This is a genomic window from Pontibacter vulgaris (genome assembly GCF_022758145.1).
Classification (GTDB): domain Bacteria; phylum Bacteroidota; class Bacteroidia; order Cytophagales; family Hymenobacteraceae; genus Pontibacter; species Pontibacter vulgaris.
On the sequence record NZ_JAJVDH010000002.1, the window covers coordinates 574,532 to 596,400 of the forward strand.

The 21,869-nt window shown below is 45.3% G+C and carries 20 protein-coding genes and 1 riboswitch; of the genes, 8 read left to right on the forward strand and 12 right to left on the reverse strand.

The features are described from left to right. Window positions 1–81 precede the first annotated feature (81 nt). On the forward strand, window positions 82–1,233 hold the full coding sequence (locus LWP20_RS03655; protein WP_242926749.1) for a lipid A deacylase: 1,152 nt from the start codon (window positions 82–84) through the stop codon (window positions 1,231–1,233). Window positions 1,234–1,245: 12 nt separating this feature from the next. On the opposite strand, the gene LWP20_RS03660 is transcribed toward LWP20_RS03655, so the two are convergent. Next, entirely contained in the window at window positions 1,246–1,875 is a 630-nt protein-coding gene (locus tag LWP20_RS03660; RefSeq protein WP_242926750.1) for a GNAT family N-acetyltransferase, read from the reverse strand. 201 nt (window positions 1,876–2,076) lie between these two features. Between LWP20_RS03660 and LWP20_RS03665 the strand changes: the two genes are divergently transcribed. Continuing rightward, complete coding sequence (locus tag LWP20_RS03665) at window positions 2,077–2,940, forward strand: SDR family NAD(P)-dependent oxidoreductase (protein WP_242926751.1); 864 nt, start codon at window positions 2,077–2,079, stop codon at window positions 2,938–2,940. Between the two features lie 69 nt (window positions 2,941–3,009). Here LWP20_RS03665 and LWP20_RS03670 read toward each other — a convergent pair whose 3' ends face one another. The 9 genes from LWP20_RS03670 to LWP20_RS03710 all read right to left on the reverse strand — a co-directional run bounded on the left by LWP20_RS03670 (window position 3,010) and on the right by LWP20_RS03710 (window position 13,650). After that, a complete protein-coding gene (locus LWP20_RS03670; protein WP_242926752.1) occupies window positions 3,010–3,438 on the reverse strand; it encodes a hypothetical protein in 429 nt (142 codons plus the stop codon). A gap of 121 nt (window positions 3,439–3,559) precedes the next feature. Further along, window positions 3,560–4,525, reverse strand: coding sequence for an AAA family ATPase (locus LWP20_RS03675; protein WP_242926753.1), 966 nt, complete (start codon window positions 4,523–4,525; stop codon window positions 3,560–3,562). Between the two features lie 6 nt (window positions 4,526–4,531). Beyond that, the gene (locus LWP20_RS03680; RefSeq protein ID WP_242926754.1) at window positions 4,532–5,908 is read right to left on the reverse strand and encodes a peptidylprolyl isomerase; all 1,377 of its coding nucleotides are present in this window, start codon (window positions 5,906–5,908) and stop codon (window positions 4,532–4,534) included. Window positions 5,909–6,053: 145 nt separating this feature from the next. Then, window positions 6,054–8,360: a peptidylprolyl isomerase gene (locus LWP20_RS03685; protein WP_242926755.1), complete on the reverse strand. Its 2,307-nt coding sequence runs from the start codon at window positions 8,358–8,360 to the stop codon at window positions 6,054–6,056. Window positions 8,361–8,525: 165 nt separating this feature from the next. Beyond that, window positions 8,526–8,936: an ATP-binding protein gene (locus LWP20_RS03690; protein ID WP_242926756.1), complete on the reverse strand. Its 411-nt coding sequence runs from the start codon at window positions 8,934–8,936 to the stop codon at window positions 8,526–8,528. Beyond that, the gene (locus LWP20_RS03695) at window positions 8,929–9,267 is read right to left on the reverse strand and encodes an STAS domain-containing protein (protein WP_242926757.1); all 339 of its coding nucleotides are present in this window, start codon (window positions 9,265–9,267) and stop codon (window positions 8,929–8,931) included. The genes LWP20_RS03690 and LWP20_RS03695 overlap by 8 nt, the downstream gene beginning before the upstream one ends. 20 nt (window positions 9,268–9,287) lie before the next feature. Beyond that, window positions 9,288–11,351, reverse strand: coding sequence for a GAF domain-containing SpoIIE family protein phosphatase (locus LWP20_RS03700; protein ID WP_242926758.1), 2,064 nt, complete (start codon window positions 11,349–11,351; stop codon window positions 9,288–9,290). 302 nt (window positions 11,352–11,653) lie between these two features. Then, window positions 11,654–13,123, reverse strand: a complete 1,470-nt coding sequence (guaB, locus tag LWP20_RS03705) for an IMP dehydrogenase (protein ID WP_242926759.1) — start codon at window positions 13,121–13,123, stop codon at window positions 11,654–11,656. A 209-nt stretch (window positions 13,124–13,332) separates the two neighbouring features. After that, window positions 13,333–13,650, reverse strand: a complete 318-nt coding sequence (locus LWP20_RS03710) for a rhodanese-like domain-containing protein (protein ID WP_242926760.1) — start codon at window positions 13,648–13,650, stop codon at window positions 13,333–13,335. A gap of 112 nt (window positions 13,651–13,762) precedes the next feature. Here LWP20_RS03710 and pnuC point away from each other — a divergent pair, with 112 nt between their 5' ends. The 4 genes from pnuC (at window position 13,763) to LWP20_RS03730 (ending at window position 16,440) form a co-directional block, all read left to right on the forward strand. Beyond that, window positions 13,763–14,428: a nicotinamide riboside transporter PnuC gene (gene pnuC / locus LWP20_RS03715; RefSeq protein ID WP_242926761.1), complete on the forward strand. Its 666-nt coding sequence runs from the start codon at window positions 13,763–13,765 to the stop codon at window positions 14,426–14,428. Window positions 14,429–14,713: 285 nt separating this feature from the next. Beyond that, window positions 14,714–14,890 (forward strand): SPRY domain-containing protein, encoded by a 177-nt coding sequence (locus LWP20_RS03720; protein ID WP_242926762.1) that lies wholly within the window; start codon window positions 14,714–14,716, stop codon window positions 14,888–14,890. A 135-nt stretch (window positions 14,891–15,025) separates the two neighbouring features. Beyond that, a complete protein-coding gene (locus tag LWP20_RS03725; protein WP_242926763.1) occupies window positions 15,026–15,553 on the forward strand; it encodes an AAA family ATPase in 528 nt (175 codons plus the stop codon). A gap of 8 nt (window positions 15,554–15,561) precedes the next feature. Beyond that, on the forward strand, window positions 15,562–16,440 hold the full coding sequence (locus LWP20_RS03730; protein ID WP_242926764.1) for an aldose 1-epimerase family protein: 879 nt from the start codon (window positions 15,562–15,564) through the stop codon (window positions 16,438–16,440). A gap of 74 nt (window positions 16,441–16,514) precedes the next feature. On the opposite strand, the gene LWP20_RS03735 is transcribed toward LWP20_RS03730, so the two are convergent. Beyond that, complete coding sequence (locus tag LWP20_RS03735) at window positions 16,515–16,763, reverse strand: hypothetical protein (RefSeq protein WP_242926765.1); 249 nt, start codon at window positions 16,761–16,763, stop codon at window positions 16,515–16,517. Window positions 16,764–16,988: 225 nt separating this feature from the next. Further along, a riboswitch (TPP riboswitch) is annotated at window positions 16,989–17,085 on the forward strand. 62 nt (window positions 17,086–17,147) lie between these two features. Between LWP20_RS03735 and LWP20_RS03740 the strand changes: the two genes are divergently transcribed. Together LWP20_RS03740 and LWP20_RS03745 are read left to right on the forward strand one after the other, a co-directional pair. Continuing rightward, the gene (locus LWP20_RS03740; RefSeq protein WP_242926766.1) at window positions 17,148–19,619 is read left to right on the forward strand and encodes a TonB-dependent receptor; all 2,472 of its coding nucleotides are present in this window, start codon (window positions 17,148–17,150) and stop codon (window positions 19,617–19,619) included. A gap of 310 nt (window positions 19,620–19,929) precedes the next feature. Then, entirely contained in the window at window positions 19,930–21,108 is a 1,179-nt protein-coding gene (locus LWP20_RS03745; RefSeq protein ID WP_242926767.1) for an acyl-CoA dehydrogenase family protein, read from the forward strand. 63 nt (window positions 21,109–21,171) lie between these two features. Here LWP20_RS03745 and LWP20_RS03750 read toward each other — a convergent pair whose 3' ends face one another. Then, on the reverse strand, window positions 21,172–21,684 hold the full coding sequence (locus LWP20_RS03750; RefSeq protein WP_242926768.1) for a phospholipase D-like domain-containing protein: 513 nt from the start codon (window positions 21,682–21,684) through the stop codon (window positions 21,172–21,174). Window positions 21,685–21,869: the final 185 nt, after the last annotated feature.

Here is a 21,869-nt window from a genome sequence, read left to right on the forward strand (position 1 = left end):
TTGCTAAATTTTTTAGCTGTTTCGCGCCGTCAGATTACAACAAACACTTTTCACTTTTTGTGCCATTTTCTCTGATTATTTATGCGCTTAATTAAGCCCTTATTTGTAGTAATTCTTTTGTTTTACAGTGTATTGGCGCAGGCCCAGTTAAACAACTATGCCTTACGCCAACGGCAACCTCTAAACCCGGCTCATGCTAATGAGCTTAGAACTTCGCTGCATTTTTTTGGCTTCTCTAAGAACAACGAGTACTTCAATAAAATTGCAGATGGCTATACTTTATTTGGCTATCACCTTAATCCCAGGCTGGAATATTACCCGGCTTCTTTTGTAAAACTGGAAGCTGGTATATTTTTATGGAAAGATTTCGGGAGCTCCGGCTACCAAAGTATAGCACCTACTTTTACAGCTAAAGTACAGAAGGAGAACTGGGCTTTGGTATTTGGCAATCTGCAGGGCAACCTTAACCATGGCTACATCGAGCCTTTATACGATTTTGAACGGGTAATAAACAATAAACTGGAGAATGGCGCACAGTTATTAATAAATACCCATAGCCTGAACCTGGATGCCTGGATTGACTGGAAAAAAATGATCTACCGCGCTGACCCGGACCGTGAAGAAATTAACGGCGGCGCAAGTATAGGTATTAAACTATTGGAACGCGAAGGCAAGTATGGCGCCGGCGATACGCTTAGTCTTACATTGCCTGTTCAGTTTACAGCGCAGCACAAAGGCGGCCAGATAGATGCCTCCGAGCTCCCTCTTGAAACGATGGTGAATATGGCCATAGGAGTGGAGCTAGAGAAAAAATATCCTTTTAAGGTGCTGCACCGCCTGTACACCAAAAACTACCTGGTAGGCTTTAAAGATTTCTCGAATGAACGCTTGCTGCCTTATGAACAAGGATACGGCATATACCTGAACGCAGGCATAGATACCAAATACCAGGACGTGATGCTGAGTTACTGGCAGGGCGATGGTTACGTGGCGGAACTAGGCGGAAAACTTTACCAATCGGCTTCTACCACCTATAAAAACCCTGATTACCTGCAGGAGCAGCGCCGTATACTTATACTCAGGCTGATGAAAGATATAGAGCTGCTGGATAATCTATACTTAACGTTGCGCCTGGAGCCGGTGCTGGACCTGGATAACCCGAAACTCGAATTTTCTAATGCCTTTTACCTAACCTTTGATACAGACTTTTTTGTTGCCAAGCCAAGGCGCTAAGGTAAAGCCAGATTATACCATAGCTTCCGAGCCTGTTTGCTTCACCTGGCGGTGTTGTTCGTAGTCGGTTAAAGTGATGCCATAATAGCCCAGGTCAAGCAGCTCATCAGAGTCTACACCGCGATATTCGTTGCGCAACACACCTTCTTTTATAAAGCCGCAGGTCAGCACAACTTCCTCATAAAAAGCATTAGCCTGGGTTAAGCGCAGGTATACTTTTTTTAACTGCATCGTTTTAAATGCAAAATCCAGCACGGCATACAAAGCTTCCTGTACATGGCTTTTGGTTTCGGGCCAGCCGGTAAAGTATAAGCCAATCTCTGCCTTTGGTATTTTATGATCGATGTTTTTCAGGGCAATGTCACCTATATAAGTATCCTGTCCTTTCAGCCACACGCCAAAATCAAACACTTTTCGGTTATCCCAATCGGTGCGTAATTGCTGTACCTGTATGCGGGCGTCTTCAAGGGCACGCACGCGTGCCAGCCTGCCGCTGAAAGCAGGGTTCAGCTTAACAGAGTTTTCCTGTATAAGGCGCATAAAATCGCTTTCATCTCCTTCCTGGTAAGGGCGTAGTAATAGATTTTCTGTTTCGAGACGTTCTTCAAACGATTCGGGCAGAATGTTAAACAGATAGCTCATTTATAACAAATTAAATTTGATAAGTACAAAATAAAGGGCCGGAAGGAGGTTGTTTTACGCAATTCGCCTCTGTTTTGTAATACGCTAACTATTTAAAAATGTGCACTCTTGACTACTGATTTTTAGCTAAATTAACTTGCCTTCGATTTTTGCCGTTACTGAAAACAGTTTTGTTCTGTTAAACCAAATTTTAAAAGCAACATGAAAAAAAGACTGGAAGGGAAAGTAGCGATTGTGACCGGTGGCGGATCAGGTATAGGTGAGGCCATTTGTAAGAAATTTGCCAATGAGGGTGCTAAGGTAGTGGTTACTGGTTTTCCGGAAGACCCTGTAAAAAATGTAGCGAATGAAATACAGGAAGCCGGTGGCACAGCCATTGCTTTTGCCGGCGACATTTCTACAGAAGAAAATGCCAGACGCTGTGTAGAAACTGCCGTGACCGAATATGGCAAGCTGGATATTCTGATAAATAATGCCGGTGTTTTTCCGGAAGTAAATCTGTTGCAGGACTACTCAGAAGAAGCTTTTGACTACATGATCAAGAATAATGTGAAAACGGCATTTGTGATGAGCAAAGCTGCCTTACCGGAACTGCATAAGACCAAAGGCAATATCGTATCAGCGGGTTCAGAAGCCGGGGTAATTGGTATTGCGCAGAATACGCCATATGGCGGTACCAAAGGATTTATACATTCGTTTATGCGAGGACTGGCCGTGGAGCAGGCTCAGTTTGGTGTGCGCTGCAATATAGTTGGCCCCGGCCCGATAGATACCGCCTGGACCCACGAAAGCACCGGCCCTATGGACAGCAAAATGGTGAAATCTATTAAGCAGGCAACGCCAATGGGCCGACGTGGTACTCCCGAAGAAGTTGCCAATGTATACTTGTTCCTGGCATCAGATGAGGCCTCGTATGTAACGGGCGCTACTTATATGGTTGATGGCGGTATTACGCTGGCAAAGGGGCCAGTTGGTGAAGAAGCTGACTCAAGTATGAAAAAAGAACCGGAAGGAGAGCTGGAATTGGAGCACTCTAAAGATGGCCATACTTCTATCCGGAAGTAAAGTATAAAAACAGCAAAGCCGCTGCTCTCCATAGGGGCAGCGGCTTTGCTGTTTTTATAAAGCTATACTTTATGCGTTCAGGAAAGTATAGTTAAAGTGTTTCGGGCTATGCAATTGCTGCTGTGACATCATTACATCTAACGTATGAGCTGTTTCCTTGAAGTACTCCAGGCGGCGGTAAAGCATCTCTTTTTGTAATACAGTGCCAGTCGCTGTTTTCATGTACGCTCTTTTATCTTCCAGCACACGGTGCATTACCTCGTTTACTTTTTCCTCATTTTGTGCATACCACTGCTGAAAATCGAATATGCGTGCAGCACCAGGAGTAGCTGATGAAAATTCAAGGCCGTGAAGGCGAAGTATATCCGCTAAAAGATCGATCTCCAGTGGTATAGAAGTATTGTAGGGCATTGAACGCACTTCCAGTTTGCTGTTTAATGCGCCGGCTATAGTTGCCAGGTTATCTTTAAAGCGAAAGTATAAAGCAGCCGCTTCCATAAGTCTTTAGAGTAATGTGAAAAATATTGAACGGGTGCAAAATTACACCAATATGGCTAGATTGCTAAATAGTTTGATGGTTAAATTGTTGCGGCAAAGAAAAACCTGGTTACAATTTAAACTAGAGCAATTCCTGGATGATGCGCTCCACGGTTATACCTTCGGCCTCAGCTTTAAAGTTGCGCACAATACGGTGACGAAGTATAGGCAAAGCCACAGCCTGCACATCTTCAATGTCGGGGCTATACTTGCCGTTTAGCAAGGCGTTGCATTTAGCACCAACTATAAGGTGTTGCGAAGCACGCGGGCCTGCGCCCCATTCTAAGTATTGGTTTGCCTGAGCCGATGCCATGGCAGTATCAGGGCGGGTTTTGTGTACCAGTTTTACAGCATACTCTACTACATTATCCACTACCGGCACGCGGCGCACCAATTGCTGAAACGCAAGTATGTCATCGGAATGCAGTATTCTGTTGAGGTGGGTGGTAACAGCGCCTGTCGTATTTTTTACGATCTGCAACTCCGATTCGTAACTTGGGTAGCCAAGCGTAATGTTGAACATAAAGCGGTCGAGCTGCGCTTCCGGCAAGGGGTAAGTACCTTCCTGCTCTATCGGGTTTTGGGTAGCAAGTACAAAGAAAGGCCTTGGCAGTTCGTAGCGGCGGCCCGCTACTGTAACCGAGTATTCCTGCATGGCCTCCAGCAAGGCTGCCTGTGTTTTAGGCGGTGTGCGGTTTATCTCATCGGCCAGTACAATGTTGGCAAATATAGGGCCTGTAACAAAATTGAAGTTACGGTCCTTGTCCATTGTCTCGGCTCCAACAATATCAGATGGCATCAGGTCGGGTGTAAACTGCACCCGGTTAAACGACATGTCCAGAGAAGACGCAATAGTATGAATAAGGAGCGTTTTGGCTAAGCCTGGTACGCCAACCAGCAAGCAGTGCCCCTGACAAAAAACAGCTGTTAAAACCAGCCTGACAACCTCTTCCTGTCCTACAATTATTTTTGATATTTCGGACGTAAGCTCCCGGTAGGAGTGGTGCAGCACATCGGCTGCTTCTTTGTCAGAGGTGTACTGCTTCATAGAGTTTTAATTGGTTAGCTGGAGCACTTTACAGTCCTGGTACTCCGGATCGATTTCGATGTATACGGAATCAATATTTTTTCGGAACCAATCACTTACAGCTTTACTTTTCTTTTCGTTAAGCGCAGCTGTTGCAATTTTCTGGTAATCGTCTTTCAGGTTAGCCTGGTGTGGTACCGACTTTGATTTTAAGGTAACTATACGTACAGCTTCACGGCCATCTTCCGTACGGAAAGGAATTGGCTTCGAAATGCCACCTACCTGCATCGTATCGATCACGAAGAAGATAGACGGATCTACCTGGTCCATTGGTGTATATGTACTGCCCGTAGCGCGGCTCATTATCATGCCACCGTTATCTTTTGTGTTTTTATCGTCAGAGAATTCTTTGGCAGCTTTTGCAAAAGTGAGGCTATCGTTAAGTATAAGCGTACGGATGCTATCAAGTTCCTGGGCAGCTTCCTGTATATCTACTGTGGCTGTTTCCGGCTTGATAAGGATGTGACGTGTGTTAAACTCCTGTCCTTTACGCTCGATCATCTGGATAAGGTGGAAGCCAAACTGCGATTCGATCACGTTTGAAATCTGGCCCGGCTCTAGTTTAAGCGCTGCTGTTTCGTACTCCGGTACAAGTTCTTTTTTCTTGAAAAAGCCCAGTTCGCCACCAGCCTGCGCCGATGCTACGTCCTGAGAATATTGTTTGGCAAGCGTGGCAAAATCCTCGCCGGCAAGTATACGCTTGCGCAGGTCTTCCAGCTTCTGGCGGGCATTGGCTTTCTGCGATTTGCTAACCTGAGCATACTTTACAATCTGGCCCAGCTCTACCTCGCTTGAGAAGTATGGCAAGCTATCCTGCGGAATTCTGTCGAAATAGCGCTTGATCTCTTTTGGCGTTACAGTTACTTTACCGCTGATCTCCTGCTGCATTTTTTCCATTACCATCTGGTCGCGTACAGTGCGGCGTAATTCATCTTTCAGCTGACGCACACTTTTATTATAGTACTGCTCCAGTTTTTCTACACCACCAACCTGTGCTGTCAGGTATTCCATTCGGCGGTTAAGCTCGTTTGTAACCACACCATCTTCCACGGTAACAGAGTCAATATCGGCACGTGCCAGTAATAACTTATCCTGTACCATCGATCTCAGGATCTCGCACTTAAGATTTGGGTTTGGTTGCTGCTTAGTCTGGGCAAGGTACTGCAGGTAACTGAACTCAAGCTCAGAGCGAAGCACAATATAGTTGTCTATTTTGGCAATTATGCCATCTACTTTGCGCTGCACAGGTACTTGTGCAGAGGCTGTGAAGGCAGCAACCCAGCACAGTATGCCGGCAGCCAGTGATTTTACGAACAGGTTGGTTTTTATGGTTTGGTTATGCATGGTTGCTTTTATAGCGCCGTTGCAAAAGGGCGCCTTGCTAATTTTCTTCTAAAACGAAGTTCCTGAATTATACTTATGCTGCAATCTCTTAAGTTTTTCTGAGCAAAAAAAGCTCCAACAACCTGCGGAGCTTTTTTCTTTCAAATTACTTCTTGATCAACTTGTCTACTTCTGCCTGATTTACAGAAACCGGATACTTCTCGCGAAGCTGTTTTACCCATTCCTGCTCCAAGTAATTCTGGTAGTCTGATGTTACAAGCCCGCGGACTTCATTCAGTTTTTTAGGTGCAGGTGCCAGCACATCGTTTATGATGATGAGGTACTCGCGGCCATTTTGCTGTGTAGTATAAGTGCCTTTTTCCCAGGTTACATCATCCAGAGCTTTGTTTTCGCCTTTCTGGAATTTTTTCTCCGTTATCTGTACAGCCAGCGGGTTCTCTGCATTCAGGTTATCGGCCAGGGCGCTCAGTTCAGAAGTATAAAGTATAAATGATACACGTCTGTTGCGGCGGCGACCGGTTTCTGTGTTATCAGGGCCAGCCTGTTTTGTTTTACCTAAAGCAATAGTTTTGAGCTGAGCTTCCGAAACACCTTTATTAACAAAGTAGGCTTTTACTTTTTCAGTTCTGGCTGCAGCAATGTTTTGTTTAGCGGTAGCTTCGCGGGCATCGGTGTGTCCATTAATTTCCAGGGTAAGGTTCTGGTTGTTTTTTAATCGGGATGCCAGCGCATCTAATTGCGTAGTCACTTCTTTGGAAAGGTCGGTCTTGTTAGTTTCAAACAGAACATCCGATAATTTGGCAGAGCGAACGGTATAACGGCGTTGTGCCAGCTGGCTCTGTGCTTTTTGTAGCAGCTCTTTGTTTGCCGCACTAATTACCGTTGCCTGCACCCGAGGGCCCCAGGTATACTTGTCTTTGTTCTGCTCAAAGTATGTTTGCAAGCCTGTTGTGTCTTCAACCGCCTTCGACCATACTTTCTCATCCATTAACTGGAACAACAGAATACCATCATGATACTCTTTTACCAGCATGCGGTAATCGTTGTGCTTGTTTTCGAGGTTAGCGCGCTCGTACTCCAGCAGGCTCTTTTCTATAAAGTTATTATACAGCACATTCATGGCATGTGCCGGTGTGCCGGTTACGCGCGGGCGCTGCTCGGCTTTAACGTAAGTATAAAAATCAGCTACAGTATAAGGCTTGGCCTGAATAGTGAACAAAGTGCTTTTTAAAGCTTTGTCTGCTGTGTTGTAATCCCATTTGCCTTGTAGCAGGTTATCATCTGCTTTTGCTAGGGCTGCTGTTTTAGCTTCAGCATTTTCAGCGAGGTTGTTCTCTTTTTTAATGCGGTTCAGGAAAACAGTTTTGTTGAGTTCTGAGCGAGAATCTTTGGCTACGCGGTTGCGCAGGTTTTGCTCCATGTCTTCGTAAGGCGCCAAGCCACGCTTTTCGAGTAGCTTTATAATGTGCCAGCCGTACGGTGTAAGCACTGGTTTTGAGATCTCGCCCTGCTTTAAGGAAAAAGCTGTTTCTTCAAAAGCAGGAATCATGCGGCCGGTACCAAACCAAGGCAGCTCGCCGCCATTAGAGGCCGAGTTGGCATCTTCCGAAAACTCAGAGGTAAGTTTATCCCAGCTCTCTTTGCGCTGCACACGCTTATAAATAGCGTCTACGCGCTGTTTGGCTGCTAAAGAATCGGCTTTAGGCATGCCTGGCGTGGCACGCACCATAATATGGGCAACACGCACTTCGCCTCGTGCAGGGCGCACATCGTTTACTTTTATTAAATGGTAACCAAAGCGGGTACGTACCGGCATCGATACTTGTCCGGCAGGGGTTTTATAGGCAGCATCCTCAAACGGATACACCATTTGCATAGCTGTAAAATAGCCCAGGTTGCCGTTGCTTTCGGCTGCGGTTGGGTCCTGTGAATTTTCGCGGGCAAGTTTGCCAAAGTCTTCGCCGGCAAGAGCTCGCTTGCGCAATTCCAGCACCTGGTTATAAGCAGCAAGTGTGTCTTCAGGCGCGGCATCAGGGGCCAGGTTAATGAGAATATGCGAGGCGTTTACCTCTTGTTTCATACGCTCATAAGCCTCCTGCACCAGCTTGTCTGTAACACTCTTATCTGTAAGGTATGGCAATGCCAGTTGTTCCTTGTAACCTTCCAGCTCGCGCTTAAATGCGGTGGTGGTATCAAGGCCACGACTTTCAGCCTCCAGTACTTTCAGTTTAAAATTGGAGTACAGGTTCAGGTAATCGTTTACGCTTTCGCGGGTATAAGCATCGCTGTTGCCGTTATTGTTCTTTTCGTAAACGTACTGAAACTCCGATGTAGAAACTGGTTGAGAGCCCAAGGTGACAATAGCGGGTTCTTTTTTGTCATTCTTCTTGGTAGCGGTGCATCCGGCCAGAAGCAGGGCGGCTACCGCAACAAGTAGGTGGTTGCTGCGCATAAGTAGATTAAAAACAAACTTTTAGATTCGCTGGCCTCAGCCAGGATATGCAATTTTAGTTATTTTTTCTGACAGATGAGCCAAAAAGTATGACTATAATCCTATTGCAATTGATTTCGTTCCGGATAACGGACAGAATGAGGGAAAAGTGTACGGCGCGAAGGCTTATTTAATCTTTTTGTAAAGCAGGCAAGTGTTTTTAGTACCATTACTTGTAAACTCTACTTTATCCATGATGCGGTTTACGAGCGCAATACCTACGCCACCTTTTTTGCCCACCCGAATATGTTCTTCGATATTAGGTTCTTTGTACTTCGATTCCTGAAAAGCTACGCCATTATCTGTGATCTCGAACTTAAGCTGGCTTTTTTGTTCGTGTATGGCAAGCGAAATTGTTTTTGTAGGATCTTCGTGATTGGCGTGGATGATGAGGTTTGCACATATCTCATCCACGGCCAATACGATCTGGTTCATCAGAATATCCGAAAGCTCTAAAGCCTGCAGATACTCTGTGACAAAATCTCGTATTAGCTTCAGGTTTTTTTTAGTACAACTAACCCTGATCGAATTATTCATCTGCGATGGTCAAGGCTTCTTCGTAATTCGAAACTATTGTCATCAGCAGGTCTAAGCCGAGGATTTCGAATACGTTGCGTACTTTATCTTGCATGTTGAAGAATATAAGCTTGATCTGGGCATCTTCAAAACGCTGTAAATGCGATATGAATACGCCGAGGCCTGCTGAAGAAATGTAATGCAGGTTCTGGCAGTTTACCAGGATCTTGCTATACTTCATGATCTCAGGGTCAGAGAGTTCTTCGTCAAGTATAACCGAAGAGCTTGCGTCCAGTTCACCGTCTAAGGTGATAACGATGGTCGATTCTTTAATTTCGTGTGTAATTTTCATCGGCGTTCTGTACGTTACAATTACGGGTTAGGTTGAGTAGGCTTAAACTTAATCACGAGCAAGGTTTGGTCATCATACAGGTTGTCGGGGCCTGTAAAATCCTGCAAATCATTAATAATGGCGCACTTAATATCTTCGGCCTCAAGGTGGTATGTTTGTGTAAGCATATACTTTAAGCGCTCTTCGGTATATTCTTCGTTTGCCATGTTGCGTGCCTCCACTATACCATCAGTATAAATTACCATTACATCACCGGGGTTGTAATCGTAATACATTTCCTTTACATGGTTATTGTAGCTCTTGTCGCGGATAATGCCAAGCCCTAATCCATCCGTCTGGAAGTAAAAGGTCTCATCCGTCATAGAGTTATAGTAAAGTGTATGGCAATGGCCGGCCCGTGCAAACATAAAGCCTTTCATGCGGTAATCAATTATATATAGCGCAGAAGTTATAAAAGAAGTTTTCTCAAGGCAACGGCTTAACGCACTGTTGGCTTGCTTCATAAACTCGCTTGGCGGCATATCCTGTTGCATCAGGCCATGGAATATACCTTTCATTTGCGCCATATGGAATGCTGCCGAAATACCTTTGCCCGATACATCGCCTATAATAATGGCAATACGGGACTCGCTCAGCTGCAGGAAATCGTAGAAATCGCCACCAACTTCTTTGGCTGCCAGCGCATGGGTGCTAATTTCAAACCAGTTATCGCTCGGGAATGTTTTAGGAATCAGGTTTTCCTGTACGGTACTGGCAATTTTCAGCTCCTCTTTGTAGCGCTCGTTCTGCAACGATTCGGCTACCAAGCGCAGGTTCTCGATGGTAAGTATGGTCTGGCTGGTAAAAGTACGCAGCACATTTGTTGTTTCCCGGTCAAAACCCTGTTCAATATCTTTCAGCAAGTATAACATGCCAAATAGGTGCTTTTTCGATTTTATCGGAAGTATGATCAGAGCTTTCCAGGGCAATGTAAGATCACGGAAGCCTGGATTACGATCAAGGTTATTATTGATATAATCGATGTTATGGATGTTGTAGGCAAGCAGCAAATGCCTGATACGCACGATCTGTTCGTTGTTGATATTGAGCAGATGCGTTATTTGTGGCTCGCCGTTACGGATAAGCTCGAACCAGGCCGCATTGGCATCTGATGCCCTAATGGTACTTTCAAAAAGCATATCATAAACCTGCTTCTCACTTTGCCCCTGCTGTATAGACTGGCTCAAGCGCTGAAAGTTAAGTAGATCTTCGCTTTTCTGCTCAAATACACTGGAGGTAGGTAAGCTGAACAACGAAACCAAGAATGCGGCCAAGGTATAAAAACCTACAAACAGCATAGCCAGAAGCAGAAAGCCTACATCTGTATAATCTATTACCAATTCCGGGCTATCGGCAAACTGGTAAAAAAAGCGCATAAAAATGTAGCAGCTGAGCAAGATAGCGCCCAGTAATACCAGCGAACGGCTTTTTTTACTGAAGGTAAGGTAAGCAACCCATTTCAGGTTGGTGCACAGGAAAAGTATATAGCAGCCCATCAGCGCCAGCAGTGGCAGAAAAATGTAGCTGGTATAGTTAAAGTTAAGCAGCGTAAGCAGCAGGGTGGCAAAAAGCAATAGCTCAAACCAGTCCCAAGCTATCTGCAGGAATTTATTTTTATGATAAAGCAGCAACTGGCGCCAGATGTAAAATGCCTTTGCCAGAAATAAAACCAATAAACCGAAGTTTACCTGATAAACTATGTGCAGCAGCAACGGCGATTGCAGGTTTGCATAACCCGTAGAAAGGCGGTAGCCCAGAAAAATGGCAATGCTCAAGTAAGCAGCTGTACCCGCTTTTGAAAACAGATTCCAGAGGTAGCCTATAAAGTCAATGCCTTTAAGGTTATCGGCGCTGAGGCGCTGGTACAGGAATACAGAAAGTATAAAAACTACTGTAAGGAGGTTATTGAAGTATGGAAGCGCCCATTTAGGGGCTCCTGCCTGACGTGCACTTTCTGCCGCCAGCAATATGTTAGACAATAGCAGCACCCAGCTAATGATAGCTGTTGTTACAAACAAAGATTTTGCATTTGTTTTATAAAGCATAAAACGGAAATCCGTGTATGGTATTTGTGCGGCGTTTGTTGCCTTTGTGAAACTTAAACAGAGTGAAAGGTACTAAAAAAAATGTTCTTTGTTCAAGATATGTTCTATTGTGTTTTGCAAAACAACTTGCATAACGGAAAAAAGAAGGAGTTGGTTAACCTGTTTTAGCTAACCAACTCCTGCAAGTATAATTAAGGCGTTTTGGGTTATACTTATACTTTATACTGCTGCCCGTGCTTAAAGTATATGCCAGGCAAGGCAAATAGTTTTAAAGTATAACTATAAAGGCAACTATAGCCTGATTAACGGCTGTAGTTTGGCGCCTCGCGCATGATCTGCACATCGTGTGGATGGCTCTCGCGCAGACCAGCCCCGGTTATTTTAACCATTTTAGCATCCTGCAGGCGCTCTATACTTGGTGTGCCGCAATAACCCATACCAGCACGAATACCACCCACCAGTTGGTAAAGCATTTCGCTTACAAAGCCTTTGTAAGGTACACGGCCCACAATACCTTCCGGTACCAGTTTTTTAGAGTCTTTTTCATTGCCCTGGAAGTAACGGTCTTTCGAGCCTTCTTCCATCGCTTCAATAGAACCCATGCCACGGTAAGTTTTAAACTTACGGCCTTCGTAAATAATCTTTTCACCAGGAGCTTCTTCTGTACCGGCCAGCAAAGAACCGATCATAACAGTGCTTGCGCCACCAGCCAGTGCTTTTACAATATCACCGGAGAACTTAATACCACCATCGGCTATAACCGGAACACCAGTGCCCTGCAAACCACGCGCAGCCTCCATAACGGCAGACAACTGCGGCACGCCTATACCAGCAATCACACGGGTAGTACAAATACTGCCTGGCCCAACGCCTACTTTTACGGCATCAGCACCGGCATCGGCCAGGGCGCGGGCTCCTTCAGCTGTTGCAATATTTCCTGCAATAACTTCCAGGTTAGGGTAATGCGCTTTAATATTTCTAACCGTATCGAGCACGCCTCTGGAATGGCCATGTGCTGTGTCTACGCTTATTACATCTACGCCGGCATCAACCAATGCTTTTATGCGGTCCATCACGTCAGGGGTTACACCTACGGCGGCGCCTACGCGCAAACGGCCAAATTCGTCTTTACAGGCATTAGGGCGGTCTTTTTTCTTCAGGATGTCTTTATAAGTGATCAGGCCAACCAGTTTGCCCTGCTCATCTACTACCGGAAGCTTTTCGATTTTATATTGCTGCAGAATGTCTTCTGCTTTTGCCAGGTCAGTGCCTTTTTCGGCAGTTATCAGGTTTCGGGTGGTCATGATAACGCTTACCTTCTGGGTAAGGTCTTTCTCGAAACGCAGGTCGCGGTTGGTAATAATGCCTTTCAGTTTACCGTCGTTATCGGTTACCGGAATACCACCGATCTTATTATCCACCATCAGTTGCACGGCATCGCCTAGTGTGGCATCCTCGCGCAAGGTAATCGGGTCCAGGATCATGCCGCTTTCAGAACGCTTTACTCTGCGTACCTGTTCGGCCTGCGCCTTTATTTTCATATTTTTATGGATGATTCCGATGCCACCTTCCTGCGCCATAGCTATGGCCAGTTCAGCCTCGGTAACGGTATCCATGGCTGCTGAAATAAGTGGAATATTGATCCGGATGTTGCGCGTTAACTGCGAGGAAGTATCTGTTTGGTGTGGTAGTACCTCGGAGTAAGCCGGGAGGAGAAGCACGTCGTCGTAGGTGAGTGCCTCGAATAATATCTTAGACTGATCAGAGAGCATGGCAAATAATTTAGGGGTCCTTATTTGCCGCGTAAAATTACTATAATTAAATGACAAAGCTTTAATACTTAGCAAGATTATTTTTAATCTGAAGTATAAAACTTGTAAAACCAGCAGGTACACCAGTGCAGAAAGCTTGATTTGAGAAGCTTATTTTAATGCAAAGTATAACTATAGCAAAGTATAAAGCTGAGTCGCCTTTTTTGAAATTAATAGACTGCCATAGTTGGGTCTATTTGCGTAGCCCAGGCATGGATGCCCCCTTTCAGGTTTAACAGGTTATCGAAACCCAGGCGCTGAGATAAATAATTAATGGCCTGGGCGCTTCGGAACCCATGATGGCAGATAACCACAACCGGCACATCGCGACGAATGCGGTTGGCCTGTTTTGAAAGCTCACCCAACGGTATAAGCTCACCTCCGATGTTGCAGATTTCAAACTCTTCGGGTTCGCGCACATCTACCAGCTGCATTTTATTCTGGTGTGCCAGTCTTTCCTTCAGTTCCTGTGCGGTAATCTCATCCATATACTTTTCTTTTGCCTATACTTGCAGGTGCAACTATAAGAGTTGGTTTTTGGGTTACAAAAGTAACAAACCCCTTTTGATCTGAGCTGTTGCTCTGCAAGATTAATTTACGATGGAAATAACAGAATTAGCCCGCCTTTCAGCAGAGGTATGGCAACAGTTTGTAAGCGGCATGCAGCAAACAAGCTGGCTGGAGTATATTGCGGTAATAGCGGGTGTGGCCAGTGTATGGTTCTCTAAGAAAGAAAATATACTGGTTTACCCGGTTGGTTTGGTCAGCACTATTATTTACGTATACCTGAGCTTTAAATACCACCTGATAGGGGAGGCCAGTGTTAATATTTACTACTCGGTTTTAAGTATATACGGCTGGGTGTTATGGGCCCGGATGAACCCCCAGCATGAACATACTTTGCATATCACGTTCTCAAACCAGCGGCAGTGGCTCTACCAGATCGGTTTTTTTATGTTGCTCTACGTCGTAATTTATTACTGCCTGATATATCTTCAATCTGCCTTTTACCCGGGCGTTATTCCCTGGGGCGATGCCTTTGCCAGTGCTACTGCTTATACGGGTATGTGGCTGATGGCCCGCAAAAAAATAGAAAGCTGGTACTGGTGGATAGCTACAAACATTGCTTCGGTGCCGCTATACTTTATGAAAGGGCTGGTTTTTACCTCGGTGTTTTACTTTGTATTATTGCTGATGGCTTTTGCCGGCCTGTACGAATGGAAGCAAAGAGCAAGACAGGTGAAAATTAGTTTAGTTAAATCCTGAGCCTGGTGTGTATTTAGAGGAAATTGTAGGTGTTGTTATTTCGTTGGTCCGGGTTTGTGTTTTGATTATTAGGTAGTTATTTGTTTTATTTATAGTTGGTGAAATGCAGTTTTGTGGCTGGTTTATACTTTGCCTGAAATGATTTTATAATTAAAATGCACAATTATCTGTTTATTTTGGAATACCTGCAACGAGTGTAGTTACGTAAACGCTATAGGCTTCGGCCATTCTTCTTGCCGCTCAAACGGAGCGGAGCACCTATGTTGAACTCTAATATACTCCACCATGAAAAGACGTAAAATAGAACTGCCCGAAGAACTAAAGTACGCTAACAGATTGAAGTGGGGATACGAGTCGCCGGACGAAAGTCCAAAACGTTTATACTTCAGGCAATTTGGCGATAAACAGCCAAAAGAGGTGGAAGTGTATAACTTTTATGGCTACAGCTTCTCTGAGAATTAAGATTTCCGGATTACAAGATTTATCCCTGGCTGGTGTAAACTGGTCAGGGTTTTTTATGCCTGTCTCAATAAGTTTTGTTACATGGTTTACACGTGTTGCTGCAGCTTACATGTAATTTTTGCCTTACTTTGCTTTATGCTGAAAATCGCAATTACAGGGCCCGAATCTACCGGTAAATCTACAATGGCTGCCATGTTGGCCCAGGAGTATAATACTGTATGGGTGCCTGAGTATGCCCGCACCTACATAGGTGCTATCGACAGGCCTTACACTTTAACCGATATTGAGGAAATTGCCAAAGGACAACTGCAACTGGAAAGCCAGGTTCAGGCAGAGGCAACTACCATACTTTTTGCGGATACCGACCTGCTTGTACTTAAAATCTGGAGCGAACATGCCTTTGGCCATTGCCCCGACTGGATCCTTAAAAAACTAAACCAGCAGCACTACAACCTTTACCTGCTAATGGGCGTTGATTTGCCCTGGGAGCCGGATCCGCAGCGCGAGCACCCGCACCTGCGCCAGTTTTTTTACGACTGGTACAAGCGCGAACTGCAAGCCATGCAAGTGCCTTTTGTAGAAATAGCAGGCCAGCACCACGAGCGCTTTGCACAGGCACAACGGCATATAAATAACCTGCTCCATAATCAAGATCAATCGTAAACCTGAACATGCTATACTTCATCCAAAATAATAACTATAAAGTAGGCGTAGAAAGCCGCGGCGCCGAGTTGCACCACTTTATTAAGCTTGATGAGCAACTGGAATTAATATGGCAGGCTAACCCGGCCATTTGGGCCAGCCACGCGCCAAACCTTTTCCCGATTATAGGCGAATTGCCCAACCAGCAATATGAGTTTGATGGCCATACTTACCACATGAATCGCCATGGCTTTGCCCGACACAAAGAGTTTAAAGTTGTAGGCCACGATAAAGACAAACTGGTATTTGAGCTCACCCACGATGACGAAACGCTGGCGCAATACCCGTTTAAATTTACGTTGCTGATCGCCTATAAACTTGAAGGCAACCAATTGGGAGTTAGCTACCTAGTGCGTTGCGACGATGATAAAGCTATGTACTTTTCGGTAGGCGGGCATCCGGGCTTTAATGTGCCATTATACCCGAACGAGCAGTTTGAGGATTATTATCTGGAATTTGAACAGGAAGAAAGCCTGAGCCGCTATTTACTTGATGGTACTGGCCTGCTGAACGGTGATACCGAGCGGGTGCTGGAGGGCACAAACATATTGCCGCTAACCCACGACTATTTTACCAAGGATGCCATTGTGCTTAAAGACCTTAACTCAAGTAAAGTAACGCTGGCCAGCCGCACAAACCCACTCAGGATAGAAGTTGCTTTTGATGGTTTTCCATACCTCGGCATCTGGTCGAAAAAGGAGCAGGTGCCTTATATTTGCATTGAGCCCTGGTGCGGCGTTGCCAGCCGGGTAGGCGAGTCTGGGCTGTTACAGGATAAAGAAGGTATTCAGCAGTTAGCACCCAAGCAAGCCTTTGAGCGCACGTTTACTATAACCGTTACAACTTAAGTATAAAGTATAAAAGGATGTCAAGAATAAAAGCCCTGCTTAACATTGGTTAGGCAGGGCTTTTATTCTTGCAGTCACTGCAAAGAAGGCTCCGGAAATTTAGGGACCTTTATTCTTCTCAAATCATAGTCCGGTTCAAAGTCATTTATTGGTAATGAGATGCCGGGGGGGAGGTCCAGATCTGGCAGGTCGTCGCCTAGTGGCTCGCCTCCATCGTCATCACTATCGGTAGAAGGAGGTCTTCTATAGTGCTGGCGAGGTGCGAAGGCGTAATAGGCCAGTATCGTTAGCAATGCTAAAGTATACAGGAGGCTGATCATCATCACGGTTCTACATAATATTAAGTTTTTGGCTGGCAAATTCTCACATCAAAAGCAACTCAGGTAGTATGAGCAGGAAAACGTGCCTTGTTAAGATTAGAACGTACGTTGCAGGTATGTGGTTTTTGTCTTTTACCAAAATTTAAACTCCTTTTAGCAGCTAAATGTTATACTTCAGGCAGGTATTGGCTGCAATTGTTTGTTTAGATCAAAATCGGCTATACCTTTGCCACAGTTTAGGGGTGCCCCAATATTACGGGCTGAGATCATACCCATTGAACCTGATCCGGGTAATGCCGGCGAAGGGAAAACGGAGGGAAACGAGATTAACGGGATGCTAACCCCTGGCATGCCTGTATGTTTCACTTATTTCTTTTTAACCACTTAATGAAAAATTTCTTGTTTGCACTGGCCGTGTGCTTATTGCCATTGCAGTTGCTTGCACAGTTTAAACTGAGCGGGCGTGTTACCGATGCTGCCACCGGCAATGCCCTCGCCGGATCAACAGTTACACTTGAGGGTAACAATACCAGAATTACTGCAGCCCAGAACGGTGCTTTTGGATTTACAAACCTTGCCGCCGGCAACTATACTTTAAAAGTAAGCTTCCTGGGTTTTGAGCAGAAAACTGTAAGTATAAACCTACAGCAGGACAAGTATGTACAGATTCAGCTTCTACAGAAAGCCGTACAGGCAAAAGAAGTAACTGTACAGGCAACCCGCGCCAACGAAAAAACCGGAACTACCTTTACCAACGTTACCAATGAACAGATTGCTGAACGCAACTTTGGCCAGGACATGCCATACCTGCTGGAACAGGTACCATCGGTAGTAGTAAATTCTGATGCAGGCACAGGTGTGGGTTATACCGGTATCCGTATTCGGGGCTCTGATATTACCCGCATTAACGTTACTGTAAACGGCATCCCGATTAACGACTCTGAAAGCCACGGTACCTTTTTCGTGAACATGCCGGACTTTGCCTCATCGGTAGAGGATATTCAGGTGCAGCGCGGTGTGGGTACATCAACAAACGGGGCTGCAGCCTTTGGAGCAAGTATAAATATACAAACCCAGCAGGTGCGCCGCGAGGCCTACGCCGAAACCGATAACAGCTACGGTTCTTTTGATACCTGGAAGAATAACGTACGTTTCGGTACAGGTCTGATAAATGGTAAATTCGCTTTTGATGGACGTTTGTCTCGCATTAAGTCGGATGGCTATATAGATCGTGCTTTCTCTGACCTGAAGTCGCTGTACTTTTCGGGTGGCTACTATGGCGATAAGACCACGGTTAAGTTCGTTACATTCTCGGGCAAAGAACAAACCTACCAGGCATGGTATGGCACACCGGAAGCACTTGTGTACGGAAACGAAGAAGACCTGCAGGATTACATTGACCGAAACTGGATTGAAGGAGCAGACAAAGAAAACCTGCTGAGATCTGGCAGAACCTACAACTACTATACTTACGATAACGAGACTGACAACTACCAGCAGGACCATTACCAACTGCACCTGGCCCATGATTTTATGCCGGGCCTTACCTTATCGGGTGCGCTGCACTATACTTATGGCCGTGGCTACTACGAGCAGTTTAAGCCCGAAGACGACCTGGCAGATTATGGTTTGCCAAACGTAGAAATCGGTGATGAAACGAGAACTACTTCCGATATCATCCGCCGCCGCTGGCTCGATAACGATTTTTACGGAGCTACTTATGCGCTGCAGTATAACCCGAATTCGAGGCTGAATGCCACATTAGGCGGGGCTTGGAACAGGTATGATGGCCGTCACTACGGTGAGGTTATCTGGGCACGTTATGCTTCCACTTCCAACATCCGTGACAGGTATTATGAGAATGATGCCGACAAAACCGACTTCAATATTTTTGCAAAAGCCACTTACGGCTTAACAGATAAACTGAGCGTGTTTGGCGATATGCAGGTGCGCAAGATCAACTATACTTTCACGGGCTATGATAATGACCTGGAAAGTATAGAGCAGGACGTAGATTATACTTTCCTGAACCCAAAAGCAGGTATAGCTTACAACCTCACACCTCAACAACAATTATATGCTTCTTACGCCATTGGTAACCGAGAGCCTGTACGCGACGACTTCACAGAATCTACACCAAACAGCCGCCCGAAACACGAAACCTTACAAAATGTGGAAGCCGGTTACCGCGGCACGATCGGTTTAGGCGAGTTAGCAGGGAAAGCGTTGGGTGCAACTATAGAGGCTAACGTTTACTACATGAACTATAAAAACCAACTGGTAGTAACTGGTCAGATAAACGATGTGGGGGCTTATACCCGTAAAAATATCGACAAAAGTTCCCGGCAGGGTGTAGAACTATCCGGCGCTTTGAACCTGGGAAGTATAGCCAAATTAAGCTCTAACCTGGCCTACAGCCAGAATAAAATCAGTAACTTCAGTGAGTTTATAGATGATTACGATACTGGCGAACAGGTTCAGAACAACTATAAGGAATCGACCATCGCTTTTTCACCGGCCTTTGTTTCAAGTAACCAGCTGGAAGTGGAAGTGCTGAAAGGTTTAAAAGCTGCATTTATCTATAAAACAGTAAGTAAACAATACCTGGATAACACCCAGAATGAAAGCCGTATTATACCTGCCTACCAGGTTGGCGATCTGCGTTTCCGGTACAATATCGGTTTCAAAAACCTGCTGAAAGAGCTGGAGCTTGGCCTGTTGGTTAACAATGTGTTTAATGAGAAGTATGCAGCCAACGGCTATACCTACAGCTACATTTATGGTAGCCAGGTAACCGAGAACTTTTATTACCCACAAGCTACGCGCAACTTCCTGTTATCTGTTGGTCTGAAGTTTTAAACGAAAGTTTATACTTTGCTAAAGGAGCCCTGTCATTTGGCGGGGCTTTTTTGTTTGTCTGAACCACAGATTAATAATGATTGGATGGATTAGCAGGATTTATACTTTAAATTAAACATTGCGCGAGCGTCCTTGCTCGTGACGAACTATAGTTGGGTCTCCGGCCAGTTAAGTTGTAAATTCAAAATCATTGCCTGACGCAAAGTATAATCCAATTAATCTTTTGAATCTCCTTAATCTGTGGTTCAGACAATTCATTTAAAATTTTAACTTTGCGTATTACCCTTTCTCAAACCCTTAAACCAAAACTATGGCTTACGAATCATCAGGTGCGCCCGATTACTTTAACATAGACGATTTACTTACAGAAGAGCATATACTTATTCGCCAAACCATGCGCGACTTCGTGAAGCGCGAGATATCTCCAAGTATAGAAAAGTGGGCACAGGATGCACATTTTCCATCGGAGATCGTGAAGAAGTTTGGTGATGTAGGTGCCTTCGGACCAACTATACCTACAGAGTACGGCGGCGGCGGCCTGGATTATATCAGCTACGGTATTATTATGCAGGAAATTGAGCGCGGCGATTCTGGTATGCGTTCCACAGCTTCGGTGCAGGGCTCGCTGGTAATGTACCCGATCTATAAGTATGGCTCGGAAGAACAGCGCAAAAAGTACCTGCCAAAGCTGGCAAGCGGCGAGTGGCTGGGTTGCTTCGGCCTAACAGAACCTGATTTCGGTTCTAACCCTGGCGGCATGGTTACCAATATCAAAGATATGGGCGACCATTACCTGTTGAATGGTTCTAAGATGTGGATATCGAACTCTCCGGAGTGTCAGGTAGCGGTAGTGTGGGCTAAGAACGAGGACGGTCGCATTAAAGGTCTGATAGTGGAGCGTGGCATGGAAGGTTTCACTACACCAGAGATCCATAATAAATGGAGCTTACGTGCCAGCTGCACCGGTGAGCTTGTTTTTGATAACGTGAAAGTGCCGAAAGAGAACCTATTGCCAAATGTAGATGGTTTGCGTGGCCCGCTTGGCTGCCTTGACTCTGCCCGTTACGGCATTTCGTGGGGTGCTATTGGTGCCGCTATCGATTGCTACGAGTCTGCTCTGAAGTATAGCAAAGAGCGTATCCAGTTCGATAAGCCGATCGGCGGCTTCCAGCTGACACAGAAAAAACTAGCCGAAATGCTGACTGAAATTACGAAAGCACAGCTGATGGTTTGGCGTTTAGGTACTTTGATGAACGAAGGCAAAGCGACTACGCAGCAAATTTCGATGGCGAAGCGAAACAGTGTGGACATGGCCCTGCATATTGCCCGCGAGGCACGTCAGATACATGGTGGTATGGGTATTACCGGCGAGTACCCGATCATGCGCCACATGATGAACCTCGAATCGGTGATCACTTACGAAGGAACCCACGATATTCACTTACTGATAACTGGTGCGGATATTACCGGTATTCAGGCGTTTAAATAGTGAGTCCAGAAGTATAAAATATAAAAGGCAGTTGCGAAAGTAGCTGCCTTTTTTTGTTATTGATTATTCAACAGCTTTGGGTACAACTCCACTGTTTTTCGCATCTTCTTCCGGATCAAACTTGACCATTTCATTCCACAGCTTATCGAACTCGCGGCTGTAGTCCTGAACTATACTTGCGTTATCAGTTATAAGTATGTTTTCGTGGTTGTAGAGAGCGGCGCTGCGGGTCCAGTTGTAGCTGCCGGTTAGCACCCGCTTTTCATCAAAAATAGCAAACTTGTGGTGCATGTGGTTACGCGTTTTATCCACCCAGATCTCCAGCCCCTGAGCAGCCATTTCAATAACATCCGATCCCAGGTCGTGCAGTTTATCGTTATCTGTAATGATCTTTATACTTATCCCGCGCTGGTGTGCACGCATGATGGCCTCTGTAATCCGGTCATCACTAATTGTAAACACACAGATTTTTATCGTTCTGGTTGCTGCGTCTATGGCGCTGATGATGGCGTTCAGGCAATCTTCTCCGGGACTGAAGAAAGCGTGGCTGGTAATATGTTGGATGCTTGGCTGCATAAAGTATAAATTAGTCAGCGAAAGGTACGTTTGCAGCTTCAGTTTAGATATAGAAACCAAGTAATGCTAATGAGATTAGATTTCTGGTGAAACACTATAAAATAATTAGCAAAATTTCGTAAATTCGTAGGTGTAAATGGAGCGAAAGCAATGCCTGAACTGTTACCTTTAGGTATAGCAAAAGC

Excerpts from the sequence above, each read along its gene's own strand:
- pnuC (WP_242926761.1), top strand. The coding sequence starts at position 13,763 with ATGGAAATAACAGAATTAGCCCGCCTTTCAGCAGAGGTATGGCAACAG.
- guaB (WP_242926759.1), bottom strand. The coding sequence starts at position 13,123 with ATGCTCTCTGATCAGTCTAAGATATTATTCGAGGCACTCACCTACGAC.
- LWP20_RS03735 (WP_242926765.1), bottom strand. The coding sequence starts at position 16,763 with ATGATGATCAGCCTCCTGTATACTTTAGCATTGCTAACGATACTGGCC.
- LWP20_RS03700 (WP_242926758.1), bottom strand. The coding sequence starts at position 11,351 with ATGCTTTATAAAACAAATGCAAAATCTTTGTTTGTAACAACAGCTATC.
- LWP20_RS03660 (WP_242926750.1), bottom strand. The coding sequence starts at position 1,875 with ATGAGCTATCTGTTTAACATTCTGCCCGAATCGTTTGAAGAACGTCTC.
- LWP20_RS03720 (WP_242926762.1), top strand. The coding sequence starts at position 14,714 with ATGAAAAGACGTAAAATAGAACTGCCCGAAGAACTAAAGTACGCTAAC.
- LWP20_RS03710 (WP_242926760.1), bottom strand. The coding sequence starts at position 13,650 with ATGGATGAGATTACCGCACAGGAACTGAAGGAAAGACTGGCACACCAG.
- LWP20_RS03750 (WP_242926768.1), bottom strand. The coding sequence starts at position 21,684 with ATGCAGCCAAGCATCCAACATATTACCAGCCACGCTTTCTTCAGTCCC.
- LWP20_RS03665 (WP_242926751.1), top strand. The coding sequence starts at position 2,077 with ATGAAAAAAAGACTGGAAGGGAAAGTAGCGATTGTGACCGGTGGCGGA.
- LWP20_RS03725 (WP_242926763.1), top strand. The coding sequence starts at position 15,026 with ATGCTGAAAATCGCAATTACAGGGCCCGAATCTACCGGTAAATCTACA.
- LWP20_RS03730 (WP_242926764.1), top strand. The coding sequence starts at position 15,562 with ATGCTATACTTCATCCAAAATAATAACTATAAAGTAGGCGTAGAAAGC.
- LWP20_RS03680 (WP_242926754.1), bottom strand. The coding sequence starts at position 5,908 with ATGCATAACCAAACCATAAAAACCAACCTGTTCGTAAAATCACTGGCT.
- LWP20_RS03690 (WP_242926756.1), bottom strand. The coding sequence starts at position 8,936 with ATGAATAATTCGATCAGGGTTAGTTGTACTAAAAAAAACCTGAAGCTA.
- LWP20_RS03685 (WP_242926755.1), bottom strand. The coding sequence starts at position 8,360 with ATGCGCAGCAACCACCTACTTGTTGCGGTAGCCGCCCTGCTTCTGGCC.
- LWP20_RS03695 (WP_242926757.1), bottom strand. The coding sequence starts at position 9,267 with ATGAAAATTACACACGAAATTAAAGAATCGACCATCGTTATCACCTTA.
- LWP20_RS03745 (WP_242926767.1), top strand. The coding sequence starts at position 19,930 with ATGGCTTACGAATCATCAGGTGCGCCCGATTACTTTAACATAGACGAT.
- LWP20_RS03740 (WP_242926766.1), top strand. The coding sequence starts at position 17,148 with ATGAAAAATTTCTTGTTTGCACTGGCCGTGTGCTTATTGCCATTGCAG.
- LWP20_RS03670 (WP_242926752.1), bottom strand. The coding sequence starts at position 3,438 with ATGGAAGCGGCTGCTTTATACTTTCGCTTTAAAGATAACCTGGCAACT.
- LWP20_RS03655 (WP_242926749.1), top strand. The coding sequence starts at position 82 with ATGCGCTTAATTAAGCCCTTATTTGTAGTAATTCTTTTGTTTTACAGT.
- LWP20_RS03675 (WP_242926753.1), bottom strand. The coding sequence starts at position 4,525 with ATGAAGCAGTACACCTCTGACAAAGAAGCAGCCGATGTGCTGCACCAC.